This is a genomic window from Parendozoicomonas sp. 209JJ7-1, from assembly GCF_058147085.1.
The window spans coordinates 328817-347318 of sequence record NZ_JBYVJU010000003.1 but is presented as its reverse complement, the minus strand read 5'-3'; the positions used below and the strand labels follow the sequence as shown (position 1 = coordinate 347318).

Here is an 18502-nt window from a genome sequence, read left to right as displayed (position 1 = left end):
GCTTTTGCCACCCTCGACCAGCTTATAACGCCCAATACTATGAAGTATTTGGCCCCACAATCAGCTTTGAGAGTCCCGTCAATTTTATTGAACTGAATGCAGATGCTCTCGAGCTGCCAATACCTTCATCCAGTATCTTTTTGCAAACCCTGTTGCGGGAGAAAGCCACGGAACTCCTTCCCCATTGCCAAGGCAATACCAGCTACAGCCTCTATCAATTAATGCGTACCGATATTGCCCAATACAGTCGCATTGAAAAAGTTTGCAAAGCTTTGCATATGAGCCGATCAAAACTGTACCGCCAACTGAAAAATGAGGGGACTTCCTACAGTTACATTCTCGACCAGATAAGACATAAGGCTGCCGGTAAATTTAAGTCCTCTGGTATGGACGATTGCAATATCGCATTGAATCTTGGCTTTCAGGATGTTGGAAGCTATTACAAAGCCCGCAGGCGCTGGCAGCAAAAAGTCGTGCAAAAATCAGAGAAATACATCATTTAGCCATCAACCTGCCGGGCAGCTTGTTCTCAGTAACATATACGACCAAGACACCCTACATGGCACACAAGAAACATAAGTACGCTGGAGTCACCAGAATAGCGAAGGCACCTTTCCCATGCCCCCTAACAATCACTGCTCCAGCTGGGATTCCAAAGCCAGATAAAGCTCCGCAAATGCCTTATGGAACTCTTTTGCCCGCAGAGCCAGCTGCCGAGCTTCCATCTCATCGTAAGTATGGGCTGTCAGATTGCGGGATTCGATCATCGCCAGCCACTGCTGCTCATTGGTAATATAGCCCTGCTGATAGGCTTCCTTAAAACAGGAGCGGGGACTGTTGGCTTCAATTCCACGCCAGGCCAACACACGTTTGATGGCTTTCCAGCTCATTTCAAACGTGAATTCAAAGCGCTTAACCGCAACGTCCAGATAAATGCTGTCAGGATCGGTAAGTTCTTCAACGGTCAGATGATCAAGGATACTTGCAAACCTACGCACCGCCCGGCCAAAGTTATCCACACCATCCTCAGCTCGCAGCTGAAGGGTCGCACTGAAAATGACCTTGCCTGTCGTGATCACCCGTTTCTGCATCCGCTCACTGACATGCGTCAGGTTGGTCACATCCACTTTTACCAATGTAGGCAGCTGCTCGATTTCTTCCCGTATAGCAGATATATCTGTGCAGTTTTCATCCAGAAACGCGATATCGATATCGCTGTTCAGCGTTGAGGTACCCAAGGCTTCCGATCCATACAGCCAGATTCGATCCGGTTTGGCATGATTCAAAATAATGCCGCGCACACGACGAATAAGTGAGGCTCTTTCCATGGACGGTTCCACCAGCAGGCTATTTTGCAAAAGATTGCGTTTGCAAGAATCGTTTTACGTAACTATAAAATGACGGAAAATGGCTCAGGAATCCAGAGAAATCAACCTGTTCATCCATTATCTCCCTACCACCTTTTGATCGCGAACACATACGACCAAGACTGCATAAATATGCTTGCAGTTGATTGATTTATAAGCGGTTTAGGAAGCGTAGTTGGAAAAAAGCTCTGTACGCTAAAACAGAGAATACAGGGCAGAAACGGTGTTTTTAGAGGCAAAATAAGGTCAATTACGCTCGCGCGGAACTACGTTTGTGTTTCGCACGAAAGGCTCTGGAATGGGGAATTTATCGTCATATATAGCAAAACAGCCCTGTTACCAAAGCAGGTAACAGGGCTGTCAGGTTTGGCGGTGAGGGAGGGATTCGAACCCTCGATACGTTTCCGTATACACACTTTCCAGGCGTGCTCCTTCGGCCACTCGGACACCTCACCGAATCTCTCGTATTACCGAGAAGTTTTTCACTCCGTCAATGTATCCCTGCGAAGCGGAGCGTAATGTATAATAACATCAGTGACATAGCAACACTTTGGGGCCTCAGAATGTCCTCTTTCTACCAGTAATAACGCCTACCTCACACTCGCCCTCCAACGCCTTGATTTGTCACTGCCCGCCAGAACCGGCTATCCTGTAACCCGGATCATATTCCGGCAGGGCTGGATCATAACTCAAGGGACTCAGGAGATGGCCAGTACCAGCGGGCACCCGGCTACGGCGTGCGACAGAGAACAGCACCAACGATGACAAGGGAACATAATGAAAACCATCATTGGCAAACCGGTTGAGGATTTCTCAGCCCAGGCAACCAGCTCAACCCAGGTATCCCTTGCGGGATCAAAGGACAAGAATATCGTCCTGTTCTTTTACCCCAAAGACCACACCCCCGGTTGCACCAGCGAAGGCCAGGCCTTTTCCGAATATCATTCAGCTTTTATTGAAGCCAACACCCTGATTTTCGGCGTCTCCAAAGATTCCCTCGCCTCCCACGAAAAATTCCGGGCAAAGTATGAGTTTCCCTTTGAGCTGATCGCCGATACCGATGAAACCCTATGCCAGCTGTTTGATGTTATCCGCACCAAAAAGAAAGACGACGAGGAATTCCTTGGTATCGAACGCAGCACCTTCCTGATCGACAAAAACGGCATCCTCCAGCACGAATGGCGTAAAGTAAAAATCAAAAATCATGTTGAAGATGTCCTGCAGGCAGCCCAGGCCCTGTCTGGCCAGATTGCCACTCAGGAAAAAGAAGAAGAAACCGAGCAGGATTAACAACGTTTTAAAAACTTTAAAAACATTGCTAAAAAATGCCCTAAAAAACAGCCGGAGTGAAAAACACTCCAGCTGTTTTTTTTAGGGAACGGAAAAACCAGGTCAAACTTCTTCGTTTGAGTGAACAGCCCTTGGCCAGGCCGTCAGCACAGCTTTCACCAGAGTCGCCAGAGGAATGGCAAAGAAGACGCCCCAGAATCCCCAGATACCGCCAAACAGCAGCACTGCAACAATAATGGCAATCGGATGGAGATTAACCGCTTCACTGAACAGCAGCGGTACCAGCACATTACCATCAAGGGCTTGAATCACCCCGTACACGGCCATCAATACAAAAAAGTCATGCCCAAAACCAAACTGGAACAGTCCAATAGCCGCCACCGGAATAGTCACCACCGCAGCGCCAATATAAGGAATAAGCACCGACAACCCCACAAGAAGTCCCAGTAAAGCCGCATAGTTCAAATCAAGAAACGCAAAGCCCGCAAAGGTTGTGACCCCAACAATCACAATTTCAATAACCTTGCCACGAATATAGTTGGCGATCTGCCGGCTCATCTCTTCTGAAACCTGATTAATCATGCGCCGTTCATTCGGCAGCATGTCTGAAAACCATTCCAGTAGAGGCTTGCGATCTTTCAAAAAAAAGAAGACCAGAATCGGCACCAGCACCAGATAGATCAGCATGCCCACTACATTCGGCAGTTTAGATAAAGAGAAAGAGACCAGCCACTGCCCCAGGCGTGTCAGCTGTCCGGCTGCCGCACCGCTCCAGGCCGTGACCTGTGCTTCGGAAACAAAACCGGGATACTCTTCTGGCAGGTGTTTCAACACCGCCTGCCACTCCTGCACCATTCGTGGGAGCTCATTCAAAAGCGCAGAACTCTGTTCCCATATCAGTGGCATTATCAACAGGATAATGGCCAGAAACGCGGCCACAAACAGCACAAACGCTATAATCACCGCCAGCATATTGGGAACTTTCATCTGCTCCAGCCAGTTCACCACTCCCTGGAGAATAAAGGCGAAGATCAGACCTGCAAACACAGGTGCCAGCATAGAGCCAAACACCAGGACAATCACCATCGCCGCAATCAAAAGCAGCAACAGAACAACAGCCTCTTCATCAGAGAAATAACGGTGCATCCAGTCCCTGAGCACCTTGAACATCGTTATTTTATCCATATTTTCTCAATATATATGTGAATATTCCGGAATTATGCTCACTGTACAGCAGTTCATGCCCCGCCAGTTCCGCAAAACTGGCAAAATCCCGCATTGATCCGGGATCAGTGGCCTGCACCTTTAAAACTTCACCCGCATTCATGGCATTCAGCGCCTGCTTCGCCTTAAGCAAGGGCATCGGACAGGCTAAACCACAGGCATCCAGCTCTCTGTCGATCTGGTATTCATCAAACATAAGACACTTACTTCAAAATTCTATTTCAGGTGTGTCGGAATACCCATAGAGATTGCTTGCAAAGTTAGCTATTGCGTTCAACATAACTAATTGCGAACCCCCCTAATGGTTATCCGTCAGAGTTCTCAATAGTATCGCACCGTCCGCAAGGGTAATATAGTCAGACCAGCCTTGATTCAGATGACAATACTCTACGGCCCATGCTCGATAAAAAGTCATTACGTGCTCTCCTGCTTTCCCTCACCCTGGCAGGCAGCTTCCAGGCCCAGGGGGAGATTAATCTGCCAACTATTGGCGACGCCAGCTCCAGTATTGTCTCCATGCAAAGGGAGAAGGAGATCGGCGGCATTTTTATGAAAATGCTGAACAGCCAGGTGAATACCTCTTCCGACCCGATCCTGCTTGAATATGTAGAGAACCTTGTTTATCGCCTGGCCGAAGCCAGTCAGTTAAAAAACCGACAGCTGTCCATCATTCTTGTAAACAGCCCGGCCCTGAACGCTTTTGCCGCTCCCGGCGGCGTGGTCGGTATTAACACCGGCCTGTTTCTCTATGCCCGCACGGAAGAAGAATTCTCCAGCGTTATCGCCCACGAACTGGCTCACCTCAGCCAGCGCCATTACGCCCGTGGAGTGGAAGCCGCCCAGCGACAGCAACTGCCAACTATTGCCGCTTTACTGGGCAGTATTATTCTTGCCGCAAGCGGTGCCGGCGACCTGGGTGCTGCAGCACTGTCGTCCACCATTGCCGGCGCACAAAGCCGACAGCTGGCGTTTACCCGGGATAATGAACAGGAAGCCGACCGAGTGGGAATACTCACCATGGTACGGGCCGGTATGGACCCACGGGCCATGGCCAGCATGTTTGAACGCATGAGCAAACTGGAAAGCGGCGGCCCACAGTATGAATTCCTGCGCACCCACCCCCTGAGCCGCAACCGTGTGGCTGATACCCGCAGCCGTGCGGAGCAATACCCTACTCTCCCGGACAAAAATCAGACCACTTACGACATTATGCGTAACCGGGCGATTCTCTCCATGAGTCGCTCACCAGAAAAAGCCCAGCACAGATTTAAAGAGGAATTAAACAGTGGTCGTACATCCTCCAAGAATGCCACCCGTTATGCCCTGGCCCAGACAGAACTGAACCTCCAGAATCCGAAAGCGGCCAAGGATCTCAGCAGCAACCTGGTAAAGAGTGATCCAAACAATCTTTATTACCAGATACTGAACAACAATGTACGCTTTGCCCTGGGTGATCATAAGAGCGCTATCAAAGATACCAAGACCCTGCTGAAAGATAATCCGGGCAATTACCCCATAACCATGAATCTGGCCGAGATGCTGTATAACAATGGTCAGTTCAAAGCCTCAACCAACCTTTTAAAAGAAGAGAGCAAGCGCCGTCCGGAAGATCCATATGTCTGGTATTCACTGTCGGAAACGGCGGGTCTTGCCGGTGATATCTTTACCGTACATACGGCAAGGGCTGAATATTACTTTCTGGTAGGTGGATTGGACGACAGTATTCAGCACCTCGAATATGCTATGGAGTTACCCGGAACACCGTTTAATCAGAAAATTGCCCTGAAGGAGCGCATGAATGTTGTGCGTGAATATAAAAAGAGTATGAAACTGTAAACAGCACTCAACCACCATTCCATAAAAAAGGGAGGCATTTTGCCTCCCTTTATGTTCTTCTATTTACTCTGCACATCTATCAGGCTGCGGCTGCCCGACTGGTAAAGTTCAGCATACGCTCCAGGGGTTTAACCGCATCAACCCGCACAGATTCCGCCACTTCAATAACACCAGAGTTATTCTCCAGGGCATCAACCACACCCTGCAAAGAATTCAACGCCATCCACGGACAGTGGGCACAGCTGCGGCAGGTGGCACCCTGGCCGCCAGTGGGCGCTTCCAGCAGGGTTTTACCCTGCCCGGCCAGCTGTTGCATCTTATAGAAAATCGCCCGATCAGTGGCGACAATAAATGTCTCGTTAGGCATCTCCGCCGCAGCCTGAATCAGGCGGGTTGTAGAACCCACTACATCAGCAATTTCAACCACAGCGTCAGGGGACTCCGGGTGAACCAGTACGGCTGCATCCGGGTAAACCCTTTTCAGGTCGAGCACACCCTTGGCTTTAAATTCTTCATGAACAATACAGGCACTGTCCCAGAGCAACATATCCGCCCCCGTCTGCTTCTGGATATAACTTCCAAGATAACGGTCCGGTGCCCAGATCAGCTTTTCCCCTTGAGCAGTCAGCTCATCAACAATCTCCAGGGCACAGCCGGAAGTAACCACCCAGTCAGCCCGGGCTTTTACAGCGGCAGAGGTATTGGCATAAACAACAACGGTTCTGTCCGGATGCTGGTCGCAGAACGCGGAGAATTCATCTTCCGGGCACCCCAGATCCAGAGAACAGGTTGCTTCCAGATCCGGCATCAGGATGGTCTTTTCCGGGCTGAGAATCTTGGCGGTTTCCCCCATAAATTTCACACCGGCCACAACCATGGTTTCCGCGGGATGACGGGCACCAAAGCGAGCCATCTCCAGGGAATCCGCCACACAGCCGCCGGTCTTTTCTGCAAGGGCCTGCAGGGCGGGATCTGTGTAGTAGTGCGCCAGCATTACCGCGTTTTTTTCCCGTAGCAGTTCACGAATTCGCTTTTTCAGCATTTCAGAATCTGCGATCGGCTGCTCAGGCCGCCCCCCCAGGCTGGCAAGATGTTCTTGAACAAAACTGCGGTCTTGTACTTGGGTCATGCTGATAGTCTGTCTTCTTACAATTCTTCCGGATTAATACCGGCATAAAAATCCGTCCGGGACTCAATTAAGGAACCCCCGGCATCCAGATGCACCGAAAGGCTCGCGCATGTTAGCACGGAAAGCAGGTTGATTTCATAACAGCTGCTGTTCAGATCAGTGGCCAGTCGGAAAAAACCCATAATAAACAGGAAGGAAAACACGTGGTGACCATGCTTTCAAAAGGAATAAAAGAATTCTTACTGCAGATAAAATAAGGAATAAAAGGAAAATTGGTGGGTCGTGTAGGATTCGAACCTACGACCAATTGGTTAAAAGCCAACTGCTCTACCAACTGAGCTAACGACCCAAAAACAAAATGGCGATTCGGCTGTTCTCGCCGGAAGCGGGGCGTATTTTACAGATTTATCTGTCTTGTGCAACCCCGGCATTTTCCGAAGTGTTTTCCTATAATTCAGAGATCCAGGTCACGTAGATATACATCCGCCAGGCGAGCGGCAGAACTGTTTGGGAAAGCTTTGATCACTTTATTCAGATACTCCCTGGCCCTGGCCTGGTCACCCAGGCGATCATAGACCTGCCCAAGCTTGTAGGTGGCATCGGGAAGCTTGTTACTGAGCGGAAAATCTTTGAGCAAAGTCAGAAATGCGTCCCTGGAATTTTCCAGTTCACCCTGAACCAGGTAAACCTCACCCAGCCAGTACTGAGCGTTATCCGCAAAAGCTCCGTTCGGGTAATTCTTCAGATATTTCTTCAATCCGACAAGCGCTTCCGGGAAGTTCCGGTCACGGACAATCAACTGAAAGGTGTTCTGATACAGTTCATTCCCGGCATTTTTTGCTGCTTCCGACACAGAGCCGCTTACTGAAGAAGGCACAGGCTGAACCGGTCCCCCCCCATCAGCAGCAGGCTTGCTGGAGTTTACTTGGGAAGACAACTGGCTGATACGTCGATCCAGATCCAGGTAACGGTCCCGGTTTTCTTTCTGAATACGGTCAATTGTATTAGCCTGCTCTTCCGCCAGACCGCGCAGCTCCATCACTTCCCGCTGAAGGGTTTCCAGCTGATTAAGCAGAACATCAGGCTGAGCCACCGGGGCCTGCGCCTGAACAACCGTACTTACGGAAACCGGTGCCGCCAATACTGACACAGCCCCCGATTCCACAACGGGAATCGGAGAGCTTTCAGCCGCTGCACAAGTCGCTACTACGGAAAGTAATCCCCCCAGTAATACGCTCCTTGCCACCATTCACTCTTACCTTTGTTTATTTAACAGGAACGATAACCGCACGACGGTTCTTGGCCCAGGCGCTTTCAGTGTGAGCAGGGTCAACCGGCTTTTCAAAGCCAAAGCTGACGACTTCCATACGGGAAGCGGATACGCCTTTCAGAGCCAGGTAGTTTTTTACAGCCTTGGCACGACGTTCACCCAGAGCCAGGTTGTAGGTACGGGTACCGCGCTCATCGGTGTGACCTTCGATAATCATTTTGCTGTTCCGGCCAACAGGGCTTGTCAGGTAAGCGGCCTGCACATCCAGGGCCTTGATGTCGCTGGAACGGAGTTTATCGCTGTCGAAGGCAAAGTGAACAGTTTTATGATTCAGCAGCTTGGCTATCTCTTTTTCAGAGCCCGATATCTTGCCAGATTTGATCACAGCCTCAACAGCCGGATCCATAATATTCCTGGTTTCAACCTTTGTGGTTGCAGGTTTTTCGGTTACCTTCTCAGTACCGCCACCTTCAACAGTACCCTTTGAGGCACAACCCGCCAGCCAGAATACTGCCAGACCTGTCGCCAGACCTTTCGCCACATTGCCAAATGTCATCGTTAACTCCTGAATCAACAAGATAATTTTTTGCACTAAGGTAACAGACTTACCTGCAGCAAACCAGAACAACACCTGGAGCTATTCCTATAAACACAGGGGGTTATAGCAATATCTCTCGAAATTTTTACCAAATCCGTAAGCTTAACGCTTTACGAATCAGATCCAGCATATTATCGGCTCAGGTAAGGAGACCAGGCCGGCTCCCGTACATCACCTTCGCGGGAGGGCAGACGGAAGCCCACCCGCCCGTCAGCGGATATAATGCCCAGCACACCCTGGTCTCCGCCCTGGGCAGAGTAAATCAACATACGACCGTTGGGGGAAATATCCGGCGCATCCTCAAATTCAGAGGTAGACAGAATACGCATCCGGCCGGTTTCCAGATTAAGAACCGCAACATTATAAGCTGTGTCCCCCTCCCCCTTATGGATCAGGGCAATATTCTTGCCATCCGGGAATACACGACCACGGGCATTGAACCGCCCTTCAAAAGTCAAACGACGTACATCACCTGTCGCCAGTTCCACCTGGTACAGCTGGGCCGAGCCACCCCGGTTGGAGGTAAATATCAGACTCTTGCCGTCTGGCATCCAGTCCGGTTCATTATCCAGGGCAAAGTGCCGGGTTACCTGGGTCAGGGCACGGGTTTTCATATCCAGCACATAAATGTCAGCGTTGCCGGATTTGGACAGTACCATCGCCATTTTTTTACCATCCGGTGACCATTTGGGTACACTGTTCAAACCACGAAAGCTGCTGATGCGCTCACGGTGACCAGTGGCAAGCTCCTGAATATAAATGGCCGGACGCCCGGTTTCGAAGGAAACATAGGCAATTTTTTTACCGTCCGGTGACCAGTCAGGTGCCAGCACAGGTTCTTTGGACTGTAGAATGGGCACAGCCCGGTGACCATCCATATCTGCGTAAACCAGCTTGTAATCGGTATCGTCAACACTGCGGCGGTTAGCCACCACATAAACGATACGGGTGGAGAAAATGCCTCTTATACCGGTAATTTTTTCATACACTGCATCACTCACGTTATGAGCAATGGAACGCAGCTGGGCACGACTGCCGGACACTTCCCCTTCAAGCACCGATTTTTTACCCAGCACATCAAACAGCTGGTAGTTCACCCTATAGCGGTCACCGGGCTGCTCACTCACCCTGCCAATAACAAGGTAAGAGGTACCCAGCCGCTGCCAGTCCCCATAAAAGACTTCATCTTTATTGGAAGGGAAGCCCAGGAACTGACTGCTGGGAACAGGAGCAAACTGCCCGCTCAGGCGCAGGTCATTGCCGATAATACCGGCGATATCTTCCGGCAGTACATTTTTGCCATCCCAGGAAAACGGAACAACGGCCACAGGAACGGCCTGATCGTTACCCCGGGTTATTTCAATGGTCAGCTCTGCCCGGGCCAGCCCGGAAATCAGCGTCAAGCACCACAGCAATGCCGTTATTGAAGATCGGGAAACCAGTTTCATTCCAGTAAATCCTCGGGATTAAAGACAAATTTGAACTCACGGAAATTGTTTTCAAATATCCGGCTCTCCATACCCTGCAACTCTCTGAATGGTGCAGCCTTTGCAATTGCCTGAGCAGCCGAGCGGTCAAATGCCTCATTACCGCTGCCAGACAGTTTTACAACACTGATAACCTCTCCCGTAGGGGTAAGGCGAATTCTGAAAGAGGCTTTCATTCCCCGGCGGGCACTGGCCGGACGGGACCACTGTTCCGCCACCAGGCTGGCCACCATCTGCTCATAACCTGCAATGGTCACCTGGTCCGCTTTTGCCTGGGCAGCCAGACGTGCCTGACGCTCTCTCTCACGTTCCCGTTGCGCAGCCTCAAGCCTCTCTCGCTCGCGTTGTTTTTGCAACTCTTCCTGGTGTTTTTGTTCTTCACTGACTTTCGGCTTTTGAGGAGCCGGCTCAGGCTTGGCTTTCAGGGGAACAACTTTCTTTTCAGGGGGCTTGCTCACAGATTTAGGGGCAGATATTTTCTTAACCGTCTTTTTCGGTTCAGGCTTTTTCGCAATCGTACGCTTGGGAACAGTTTTTTTCGAAGGTTTGGGTTTGGCCTTGGGTTCCAGAGTCATCATGCGGGCGCTGACAAAATTCGGTGCCGGGCTCACCTTACGCTCATCTTCCACAGGCATAATCACAAACAGTCCGGCCAGCAGCAGGATATGAAGAGCAACAGAAAAGAGAACCGGCAAACGCCAGTCTTCACTTCCCAGCACAAGGGTTTTCTGCCTGATCCAGTCCTTTATACGCCAGGGGAACTTCTTCACGCTCAGTTCTGCTCCCCCGGTTCGGTAATCAGGCCAACATCGTCAACACCGGCCTTCTGCAACGCCGCCATGGCCTTGATTACCGCACCGTAACTGGCCTCCTGATCACCTTTCACCAGCACAAGGGTGGAGGGTTTGGCTTGCTTGATTCTGGCGACCTTATCGGCCAGATCATTCAGGGCAAGGGACTTGTCACCGGTGGACTCAAGGCTCAGGTAGTAGGAACCATCCGGACGGATAGAAACGATTAACGGCTCTTCACCCTTGGGAATAGTGACCGGTTTGCTGTCGGTTTTCGGCAGGTTAACCTGCACCCCTTGAGTAAACATGGGTGACGACACCATAAAGGCCACCAGCATAACCATCATGATGTCGATAAACGGCACCATGTTGATTTCGGACATGGGCTTGCGTCGCCCACCTGCACGCGCCACGATCAGCTCTCCCCGTGTGAGGGTTTGTTACCGGGTGTCACCGGTGCTGATTGGCTGTGCACCTGGCGGTGCAGAATGCTGGAAAACTCTTCGGCAAAGGTTTCATAACCGGTCAGCAACTGCTCAACCCGGGAGGTAAAACGGTTATAGGCGACAACTGCCGGAATCGCGGCTACCAGCCCAACCGCTGTTGTCACCAGCGCCTCGGCGATACCCGGGGCAACAGCGGCCAGTGTCGTCTGTTGCACATTGGCCAGTCCGTGAAAGGAGTTCATAACTCCGACAACCGTACCGAACAGCCCCACATAAGGGCCAGTGGAACCGACAGTAGCCAGGAACGGCAGATGGGCTTCCAGCTTTTCCTGCTCACGGGTTACAGCAACACGCATGGAACGCTGTACACCATCCATCAGGGCATCGGCGTCCACGCTCTGACCCCGCAGCCGGGTAAACTCCCGAAATCCCGCCATAAAGATGCGTTCAGTGCCACCGTCCGGATCACCATTACCATGGACTTCACGGTAAAGCTTGCCCAGATCCATACCGGACCAGAAGCGCTCTTCAAAGGAGATCGCCGCCTGCCGGGCATTCCGCAGGACAATCGCCCGTTGGACTATAAAAACCCATGACAGCAGAGACGCCATCACCAGTATCAACAGCACCAGCTGAATTACCCAGCCGGCATTCAATACCAGCGCCCACATAGATGTACCTTCTGTCACTCTGTTCCCTCTTGTGTAACAGGTGTTTGAGAAATCCGCGATTGCTCAGGCAACCACATAATCTCAGGGTTAATCCCGGGATGACAGCAGCATAGCTTGACGAACATTCACCGGCATGCCCACCGGACGAAGGCTGTTGGCGCTGACACAGGCGATGGCAACTTTTCCCTGGCACAGCTCTTCATCACCACGCCAGATGGACTGAATCATATCGAAACCGGCACGACCCCTGCGGGACAGGCTGACAGTGACTACCAACTGATCATCCAGCTTGGCCGGGCGCAGGTAATCAATGGAAGTATTACGGACAACAAACAGGATACCGTCGTCCATCAGCGCCTGCTGGTCAAACCCCAGGCTACGGAGATACTCGGTGCGGGCCCGCTCCATAAACTTCAGGTAATTGACGTAATAAACAATCCCACCCGCATCCGTATCTTCGTAGTAGACACGTACCGGCCAGCTGAACACCTTATCAGCCATACTTGAACTCCGGAGCAAATCAACAGCAACCGCTGTAAAAACTGTTAAGAGAACGGGTTATACCACGTAACCCCGTTGGTTCGGTATAACCCCGGTCACATTCTTACCACACGACTGGTACCGGACTGACTATATATACGTACCCGATCACCCACCTGGAACAGCTCTTTGGGGTCAACTTCCTGCACGACAGAAATCAGCTGGCCATTCTTCAGGCGGATAGTCATGTTAACTCCCTGCTTTCGGGTCAGACGCTCTTCTGCCATATTTCCCAGCAGGCCACCGATCACCGCACCACCAATAGCCGCGATATCACTCCCGGAACCACCGCCGATATTGGCACCTGCGGCAATACCCGTTGCCGCGCCACCCGCAATAGCTCCAATACCACTCTGACTGCCCTCTATCGCGACGGGGGCCAGCTCAATAATCTTTCCTTCCTGAATGGTCTGTACCGTTCTGGCTTCACTCCGGGAATAGGCATTGGATGACAGGTCAGAAGCACAGCCAGCCAGACCAGCAGTCATAGCCATAACGGCAAACACAACATATTTTTTCATCGTAATCCTACAGTCATGTGATAATTATTCAGTTATTCTTTCACGGACAGACCAAAGTGCTCATAGGCATGCCGGGTGACTACACGCCCACGGGGAGTGCGCATCAGGAATCCCTGCTGAATCAGGTAGGGTTCCAGCACATCTTCAATAGTATCCCGTTCTTCACCAATGGCTGCCGCAAGGCTGTCCACCCCCACCGGACCACCATCAAACTTTTCGATCATGGCCAGCATCAGGCGACGGTCCATATGATCGAAGCCCTGGTTATCCACATCCAGCATATTCAGGGCCGCGTCTGCCACTTTACCGCTGGCTTCACCATTGGCTCGCACGTCCGCATAGTCCCTCACCCGGCGCAACAGACGGTTGGCAATACGGGGCGTTCCCCGGGAGCGGCGGGCCACTTCACTGGCACCAGCACTGCTCTGCCCCATATTCATTCCCAGAATACCCGCAGAACGCTGAACAATCGTTGTCAAATCAGCAACATTGTAAAACTCCAGCCGCTGAACAATACCGAAACGATCCCGCAAAGGTGAAGTCAGCAAACCCGCCCGGGTCGTCGCCCCCACAAGGGTAAAAGGTGGCAAATCGAGTTTAATGGAACGGGCCGCCGGCCCTTCACCGATCATAATATCCAGCTGATAGTCTTCCATGGCCGGATACAGCACCTCTTCCACTACCGGGCTTAAGCGGTGAATCTCATCAATAAACAGAATATCGTGGGACTCAAGGTTGGTGAGCAAAGCGGCCAGATCGCCGGCTTTTTCCAGTACCGGGCCAGAAGTGGAACGCAGGTTCACCCCCATCTCATTGGCAAGAATATTGGCCAGGGTCGTTTTGCCCAGCCCCGGCGGACCAAAGATCAAGGTATGGTCCAAAGCGTCCTGGCGCAGCCTGGCCGCTTGGATAAATATCTCCATCTGCTCACGGACAACGGGCTGACCAATATAATCCTGGAGTTTTTCCGGACGTATGGCCCGATCTATGCGATCTTCCTGGGGAGCCTCAGCTGCCGATATCAGGCGGTCACTTTCAAACATATCTCTTCCCTGCTTCCTTTAAATCATCGCCTTAAGGGCCTGGCGAATCAGGTCATCCGTGCCCATACCATCTTCCTGCACACTGGAAATGGCCTTGCTGGCATCCTGGGGCCGATATCCCAGAGCCACCAGTGCACTGACCGCATCCTGTACAGGGTCGAGACGACTTGCGCCTGAAGGTTTAGCAACAGCCGCTTTTTCCAGTGAGGACAGGGCCGGTTGCCACTCATCCAGCCGGTCTTTCATTTCCACGATCAAACGTTCCGCTGTTTTCTTGCCCACACCGGGCAGGCGGGTCAACATGGAGGTATCCTGTTCATGGACACAGCGGGCAAACATATCCGCTTCCATGCCCGAAAGAATGGCCAGTGCCAGCTTGGGGCCAACGCCATTCACTCGAATCAGGGTGCGGAACAAGTGGCGCTCACTGCGGTCCGCAAAACCATATAAAAGCTGGGCATCATCCCGTACGACAAAATGCGTGTGAAGAGTCACTTCCTGCCCGCCCTCAGGAAGCCGGTGAAATGTCGTTAACGGCGCTTCCAGCTCATACCCCACACCTCCCACATCCAGCATCAGGACGGGAGGATTTTTCTCAACAAGCGTGCCGCGCAGTCGTCCGATCATAAAAGTCTTCCAGGAAAGTATCTGTCCCGCAGGCATCGGGCCTGCGTGAAATAATTATCTTACCCGCCCCCGGGCTATGCGCCGGGCGCCGGTTCCCGCCATACCAATCAGGCCCTGACGGGTATGGGCATGGCAGAGGGCAATGGCCAGAGCATCGGCCGCGTCGGCCTGGGGTTTGCGGTTCAGGCGCAGCATGGCAGTTACCATATGCTGCACCTGATGCTTGTCCGCCGAGCCGGTACCGACCACCGACTGCTTCACCTGCCGGGCGGAATACTCGCTCACCGGCAGCCCATGATTCATGGCCGCAACAATAGCCGCACCACGGGCCTGGCCAAGCTTCAGGGCAGAATCCGGATTACGGGCCATAAACACCTGCTCAATACCCACCATTTGCGGGCTCCAGGCTTCTATCACCTGATCAATGCCATCGTAAATCTGTTTAAGGCGGCCCGGCAATTCCCCCGGCGCGGTGCGTATACATCCGGAATCCACATATTCCACAGTCTGCCCGTTATGGTTAATTACACCATAACCAGTCACCCTGGAACCCGGATCAATACCAAGAATGATTGCCATAAACGTCCAATCGCTTACACCAAGAAAACAAAATCATACTGTTTATTTTTACAGGTAAATTATCCCCTGTGAAAGGTTTAATTTACAAACACACCCAGCCCTGTAACTAAAAACTACAGGTGAAAATAGCGGTTGGAATTAAGCTATGGCCATCACATATCACGAGGTTCCGTGGCCATGAAGGAGTGGCTGACGCCCCTGGCGCTGGTGACCGTTATCACGGTAGTATTATTTCTGGTCACTGTTGGAATCAATGTCTCCTGACAATTCCTGAAGACTTTCTTGAAGGTTAACCTGACTCTCCCTCCGCAACAGGGGAGTTCTTTCCAGGTTTACGGGCCTGGAATGATACACGGATTTCAGTCGCCTCCAGCATGGCAGATAATATTTTCCTGCCTTTGTCCGTGCCTGGGAACCAAAATTCCTGACAACATGTATAACCCCCAGAATTTCCGGTCCGCACTTCCAGGTATGCAGAAAAGCTGAAAGCGCTGCAAAACCGGGAAGCACTGTCTGGGCAAGACCGCTGACCTGCAGGCAGGGATCACTTTTCAGGTCAGTTCTGCCGGTACCAAACAGTGTTAATCCATAACACCCTGAAGACAATAACCCGACACAGAAAAACAGCTGATGCCAGCGCCGGCCTTTACGCCCAATATTCCGCCAGCCCTTTTGCCGCAGCCACTGTTCCGACTCCAGGACGTTATCGTAAGAGAGAAGCGCCGTAGCGACAGTTTCCGCCAGACCCACAATCTGCCCCGCCACCTGGAGAAAAGCATAAGCCCCTTTTACAAGCCCACAGAGCTTGTCAGGGGAAATATTTATCTGGGGAAGGTTTCCAGGATAATTAGGATTAATAATCCGGTTAACAACACCAGACAGATCACTCCAGGTAAAAGCAGCACTGATTACAAACAGAGCGCTATAAGAAACCGGCCGGAATATCAGGTGCCAGCCATGGCGGCGGTGATGGACTGCGTCATCATGCAGGGCTTTTACGGAAAAACGCTGGAATGTATTGCGCTTCCTCGCCTCTATTAACTCCCTGATAATATTTCGCACTTTACCGTTGCGGGAAGAGAACGGTACCCACTTCATCAACTTTTCCATACAACTGGTTTTCACCGGCTTAACAAGTCTTTCCGCCACCGTTTTTCCTACAGCCCTCCAGTCCGGCGCGCCGTTCCGCTCCCGGTAATCATCAATCTGGAATTCCTTCAGCAATTGCCCCTGCAGCCAGACAGTCCGATCGCACAACTGTTCCCGTTCAAAGTCACGGCCTGCAAGAAAATCACCAATACGCTCCATAAAGTTCCAGAAATAAAAATGACTGGAACACAGATTAATGCCAGCACAAATTATGGCAAACGGCACCGGAATACCCAGCATGGACAAGGCAGAAAAAGCGGCAACGCCATCGATCAGGGCAGGAAGGAATGCAAGGAACCCAAGGGCCAGCTGCTTTTTACTGAACACACCCTCGAACTGCATACGGTTAACCGTATAAGCCCCAAGAATATTGGTAATAGCAAAGGAGAAGAAGGTAACAAAAAACGCTCCCCCGAAGCTGCCCAGCCATCGGGTCAGGCCCGGCAGCCCCAGCCAACGGTTGGAGCCTGAAGCAAGCAGAAACAAAGAACCCAACCCGGCCCGATGAAGAAGATGATGCTCAAGATCATCGGGACTTTCACTGTAAGCAGAGACTGCCCCCTCCAGCAGCTCGGTCAGGTTTTCTTCAAGATCATCCTCTAAAACAGGGCTACTCTGGGACAAAACCTGTTGAGCAACCCCCTGGACAACAAAGCGATGGCGTAGATCCGGGCTTATGGACTGCAATCCATCCCCAAGTACCCTGACCTGTTTATCCACAGGTTCTGCCTGCATGTAACTCATCGCGGTTACATCGACAACACGTCCCCTCCCCCTCCCCAGCAGGGACAAGGAAGGCCGGTCAACACAACCGGAGTGATTACCTGCCGCATATCTTCTTGTCGTCTGTGTAGATACAGCCATAGTCCAACCCTGCTACCTGAATTTCCGGGATTTCCCCCACAAAACAATCCATTCAGACAGGCATCAGGCACAAAAAAACCAAGGGCTGGCTAACAAAGGGGAAAGAACGAATAACCGTGCTGTATCAAGCAGGAAAAAAATGAAGAAAAAACGGGGGAAAACAACCCTGTCCCGGACGGGGCAGGGTAAGGGACGATCAGCCCAGTTGCTCCATAATCTCAGCGGGGATATCAGCATTGCTGTAAACGTTCTGAACATCGTCCAGGTCTTCCAGACGATCAACCAGCTTGAGAATCTTCTCAGCGCCAGCCGCGTCCAGTTCAGCCTGGGTTGTGGCGATCATGGTGACTTCGCCACCGGCCGGGGTCAGGCCCGCTGCTTCCAGGGCATCCTTAACCGCCATAAACTCGGTCCATTCTGTCAGCACTTCCAGGGAACCGTCGTCATTACTCACTACATCCTCGGCACCGGCTTCCAGGGCAGCTTCCATAACAACGTCTTCATCCGCTCCCGGCTCAAAGAAAATCTGACCTTTCTTCTCAAACAGGTAGGCTACGGAACCATCAGTACCCAGGTTACCGCCATGCTTTGAGAAAGCGTGACGTACTTCAGATACAGTACGGTTGCGGTTATCGGTCAGACATTCCACCAGAACCGCTACACCACCAGGACCGTAACCTTCGTAGGTGATCTCATCCATATTGGAATCATCATCACCACCGGCACCACGGGCAATCGCGCGATTGATGGTATCGCGGGTCATGTTAGCGTCCAGTGCCTTATCCACTGCGGCCCTCAGGCGCGGGTTATCGTCAGCATTGCCACCGCCCATTTTGGCGGCGACAACCAGCTCACGAATCAACTTGGTAAAGATTTTGCCACGCTTAGCATCCTGCGCTGCCTTGCGGTGCTTGATGTTGGCCCATTTACTGTGACCTGCCATCTGCAATCCTCAGAAATACAAAAACGAAGATTATATCTCGTTTTTACTCTCAGCTCACCCGACCAGGAAAGCAACAAAAAACCGGAACCCCAAGGCTCCGGTTTTCTCAGCCTGCATTCTCAGCCAG

The 18502-nt window shown here is 51.7% G+C and carries 20 protein-coding genes and 2 tRNA genes; 3 read left to right on the top strand and 19 right to left on the bottom strand.

The window, feature by feature from the left end:
• Positions 1–503 (top strand): helix-turn-helix domain-containing protein (locus ACY2RQ_RS05055; protein ID WP_490111860.1); only part of this gene is annotated, 503 nt, incomplete at its 5' end.
• Between the two features lie 129 nt (positions 504–632).
• Here ACY2RQ_RS05055 and ACY2RQ_RS05050 read toward each other — a convergent pair.
• Together ACY2RQ_RS05050 and ACY2RQ_RS05045 are read right to left on the bottom strand one after the other, a co-directional pair.
• Entirely contained in the window at positions 633–1328 is a 696-nt protein-coding gene (locus tag ACY2RQ_RS05050; RefSeq protein ID WP_490111859.1) for an HI0074 family nucleotidyltransferase substrate-binding subunit, read from the bottom strand.
• Between the two features lie 406 nt (positions 1329–1734).
• Positions 1735–1822: transfer RNA gene (locus tag ACY2RQ_RS05045), tRNA-Ser, on the bottom strand.
• Positions 1823–2144: 322 nt separating this feature from the next.
• Here ACY2RQ_RS05045 and ACY2RQ_RS05040 point away from each other — a divergent pair.
• A complete protein-coding gene (locus tag ACY2RQ_RS05040) occupies positions 2145–2657 on the top strand; it encodes a peroxiredoxin (protein WP_490111858.1) in 513 nt (170 codons plus the stop codon).
• A gap of 102 nt (positions 2658–2759) precedes the next feature.
• Here ACY2RQ_RS05040 and ACY2RQ_RS05035 read toward each other — a convergent pair whose 3' ends face one another.
• Together ACY2RQ_RS05035 and ACY2RQ_RS05030 are read right to left on the bottom strand one after the other, a co-directional pair.
• On the bottom strand, positions 2760–3842 hold the full coding sequence (locus tag ACY2RQ_RS05035; RefSeq protein ID WP_490111857.1) for an AI-2E family transporter: 1083 nt from the start codon (positions 3840–3842) through the stop codon (positions 2760–2762).
• Positions 3835–4077, bottom strand: a complete 243-nt coding sequence (locus ACY2RQ_RS05030; protein ID WP_490111856.1) for a sulfurtransferase TusA family protein — start codon at positions 4075–4077, stop codon at positions 3835–3837. The genes ACY2RQ_RS05035 and ACY2RQ_RS05030 overlap by 8 nt, the downstream gene beginning before the upstream one ends.
• 200 nt (positions 4078–4277) lie before the next feature.
• Between ACY2RQ_RS05030 and ACY2RQ_RS05025 the strand changes: the two genes are divergently transcribed.
• A complete protein-coding gene (locus ACY2RQ_RS05025; RefSeq protein ID WP_490111855.1) occupies positions 4278–5717 on the top strand; it encodes a M48 family metalloprotease in 1440 nt (479 codons plus the stop codon).
• Positions 5718–5796: 79 nt separating this feature from the next.
• Here the strand turns inward: ACY2RQ_RS05025 and nadA are convergent, their stop codons facing one another.
• The 15 genes from nadA to ACY2RQ_RS04950 form a co-directional block, all read right to left on the bottom strand.
• Positions 5797–6846 (bottom strand): quinolinate synthase NadA, encoded by a 1050-nt coding sequence (gene nadA / locus ACY2RQ_RS05020; RefSeq protein WP_490111854.1) that lies wholly within the window; start codon positions 6844–6846, stop codon positions 5797–5799.
• 273 nt (positions 6847–7119) lie between these two features.
• Positions 7120–7195: transfer RNA gene (locus ACY2RQ_RS05015), tRNA-Lys, on the bottom strand.
• Positions 7196–7300: 105 nt separating this feature from the next.
• The gene (gene ybgF / locus ACY2RQ_RS05010) at positions 7301–8095 is read right to left on the bottom strand and encodes a tol-pal system protein YbgF (RefSeq protein ID WP_490111853.1); all 795 of its coding nucleotides are present in this window, start codon (positions 8093–8095) and stop codon (positions 7301–7303) included.
• Between the two features lie 16 nt (positions 8096–8111).
• The gene (pal, locus tag ACY2RQ_RS05005; RefSeq protein WP_490111852.1) at positions 8112–8672 is read right to left on the bottom strand and encodes a peptidoglycan-associated lipoprotein Pal; all 561 of its coding nucleotides are present in this window, start codon (positions 8670–8672) and stop codon (positions 8112–8114) included.
• 173 nt (positions 8673–8845) lie between these two features.
• The gene (gene tolB / locus ACY2RQ_RS05000; RefSeq protein ID WP_490111851.1) at positions 8846–10162 is read right to left on the bottom strand and encodes a Tol-Pal system beta propeller repeat protein TolB; all 1317 of its coding nucleotides are present in this window, start codon (positions 10160–10162) and stop codon (positions 8846–8848) included.
• Entirely contained in the window at positions 10159–10971 is an 813-nt protein-coding gene (locus tag ACY2RQ_RS04995) for a TonB family protein (RefSeq protein ID WP_490111850.1), read from the bottom strand. The genes tolB and ACY2RQ_RS04995 overlap by 4 nt, the downstream gene beginning before the upstream one ends.
• A 2-nt stretch (positions 10972–10973) precedes the next feature.
• Positions 10974–11405, bottom strand: a complete 432-nt coding sequence (gene tolR, locus ACY2RQ_RS04990; RefSeq protein ID WP_490111849.1) for a protein TolR — start codon at positions 11403–11405, stop codon at positions 10974–10976.
• A gap of 2 nt (positions 11406–11407) precedes the next feature.
• On the bottom strand, positions 11408–12127 hold the full coding sequence (tolQ, locus tag ACY2RQ_RS04985) for a protein TolQ (RefSeq protein ID WP_490111848.1): 720 nt from the start codon (positions 12125–12127) through the stop codon (positions 11408–11410).
• A gap of 69 nt (positions 12128–12196) precedes the next feature.
• Positions 12197–12610 carry a tol-pal system-associated acyl-CoA thioesterase gene (ybgC, locus tag ACY2RQ_RS04980; RefSeq protein WP_490111847.1) on the bottom strand — a complete coding sequence of 138 codons (414 nt, stop codon included), beginning with the start codon at positions 12608–12610 and terminating at the stop codon, positions 12197–12199.
• A 95-nt stretch (positions 12611–12705) separates the two neighbouring features.
• Positions 12706–13170 (bottom strand): outer membrane lipoprotein, encoded by a 465-nt coding sequence (locus ACY2RQ_RS04975; protein WP_490111846.1) that lies wholly within the window; start codon positions 13168–13170, stop codon positions 12706–12708.
• A gap of 32 nt (positions 13171–13202) precedes the next feature.
• A complete protein-coding gene (gene ruvB / locus ACY2RQ_RS04970; protein WP_490111845.1) occupies positions 13203–14213 on the bottom strand; it encodes a Holliday junction branch migration DNA helicase RuvB in 1011 nt (336 codons plus the stop codon).
• An 18-nt stretch (positions 14214–14231) separates the two neighbouring features.
• Positions 14232–14840, bottom strand: coding sequence for a Holliday junction branch migration protein RuvA (gene ruvA / locus ACY2RQ_RS04965; RefSeq protein ID WP_490111844.1), 609 nt, complete (start codon positions 14838–14840; stop codon positions 14232–14234).
• A 54-nt stretch (positions 14841–14894) separates the two neighbouring features.
• Entirely contained in the window at positions 14895–15419 is a 525-nt protein-coding gene (ruvC, locus tag ACY2RQ_RS04960; protein WP_490111843.1) for a crossover junction endodeoxyribonuclease RuvC, read from the bottom strand.
• 228 nt (positions 15420–15647) lie between these two features.
• On the bottom strand, positions 15648–17432 hold the full coding sequence (locus ACY2RQ_RS04955; RefSeq protein WP_490111842.1) for a hypothetical protein: 1785 nt from the start codon (positions 17430–17432) through the stop codon (positions 15648–15650).
• Between the two features lie 196 nt (positions 17433–17628).
• The gene (locus ACY2RQ_RS04950) at positions 17629–18375 is read right to left on the bottom strand and encodes a YebC/PmpR family DNA-binding transcriptional regulator (RefSeq protein WP_490111841.1); all 747 of its coding nucleotides are present in this window, start codon (positions 18373–18375) and stop codon (positions 17629–17631) included.
• Positions 18376–18502: the final 127 nt, after the last annotated feature.

What these genes read in the sequence shown, in the direction of transcription:
- ACY2RQ_RS05030 (WP_490111856.1), bottom strand. Translation starts at nt 4,077, where the DNA reads ATGTTTGATGAATACCAGATCGACAGAGAGCTGGATGCCTGTGGTTTA.
- ruvB (WP_490111845.1), bottom strand. Translation starts at nt 14,213, where the DNA reads ATGTTTGAAAGTGACCGCCTGATATCGGCAGCTGAGGCTCCCCAGGAA.
- nadA (WP_490111854.1), bottom strand. Translation starts at nt 6,846, where the DNA reads ATGACCCAAGTACAAGACCGCAGTTTTGTTCAAGAACATCTTGCCAGC.
- ACY2RQ_RS05040 (WP_490111858.1), top strand. Translation starts at nt 2,145, where the DNA reads ATGAAAACCATCATTGGCAAACCGGTTGAGGATTTCTCAGCCCAGGCA.
- ACY2RQ_RS04955 (WP_490111842.1), bottom strand. Translation starts at nt 17,432, where the DNA reads ATGGCTGTATCTACACAGACGACAAGAAGATATGCGGCAGGTAATCAC.
- ACY2RQ_RS04975 (WP_490111846.1), bottom strand. Translation starts at nt 13,170, where the DNA reads ATGAAAAAATATGTTGTGTTTGCCGTTATGGCTATGACTGCTGGTCTG.
- ACY2RQ_RS04950 (WP_490111841.1), bottom strand. Translation starts at nt 18,375, where the DNA reads ATGGCAGGTCACAGTAAATGGGCCAACATCAAGCACCGCAAGGCAGCG.
- ACY2RQ_RS05050 (WP_490111859.1), bottom strand. Translation starts at nt 1,328, where the DNA reads ATGGAAAGAGCCTCACTTATTCGTCGTGTGCGCGGCATTATTTTGAAT.
- ybgC (WP_490111847.1), bottom strand. Translation starts at nt 12,610, where the DNA reads ATGGCTGATAAGGTGTTCAGCTGGCCGGTACGTGTCTACTACGAAGAT.
- ACY2RQ_RS05035 (WP_490111857.1), bottom strand. Translation starts at nt 3,842, where the DNA reads ATGGATAAAATAACGATGTTCAAGGTGCTCAGGGACTGGATGCACCGT.
- tolB (WP_490111851.1), bottom strand. Translation starts at nt 10,162, where the DNA reads ATGAAACTGGTTTCCCGATCTTCAATAACGGCATTGCTGTGGTGCTTG.
- ruvC (WP_490111843.1), bottom strand. Translation starts at nt 15,419, where the DNA reads ATGGCAATCATTCTTGGTATTGATCCGGGTTCCAGGGTGACTGGTTAT.
- ruvA (WP_490111844.1), bottom strand. Translation starts at nt 14,840, where the DNA reads ATGATCGGACGACTGCGCGGCACGCTTGTTGAGAAAAATCCTCCCGTC.
- ACY2RQ_RS05025 (WP_490111855.1), top strand. Translation starts at nt 4,278, where the DNA reads ATGCTCGATAAAAAGTCATTACGTGCTCTCCTGCTTTCCCTCACCCTG.
- ybgF (WP_490111853.1), bottom strand. Translation starts at nt 8,095, where the DNA reads ATGGTGGCAAGGAGCGTATTACTGGGGGGATTACTTTCCGTAGTAGCG.
- pal (WP_490111852.1), bottom strand. Translation starts at nt 8,672, where the DNA reads ATGACATTTGGCAATGTGGCGAAAGGTCTGGCGACAGGTCTGGCAGTA.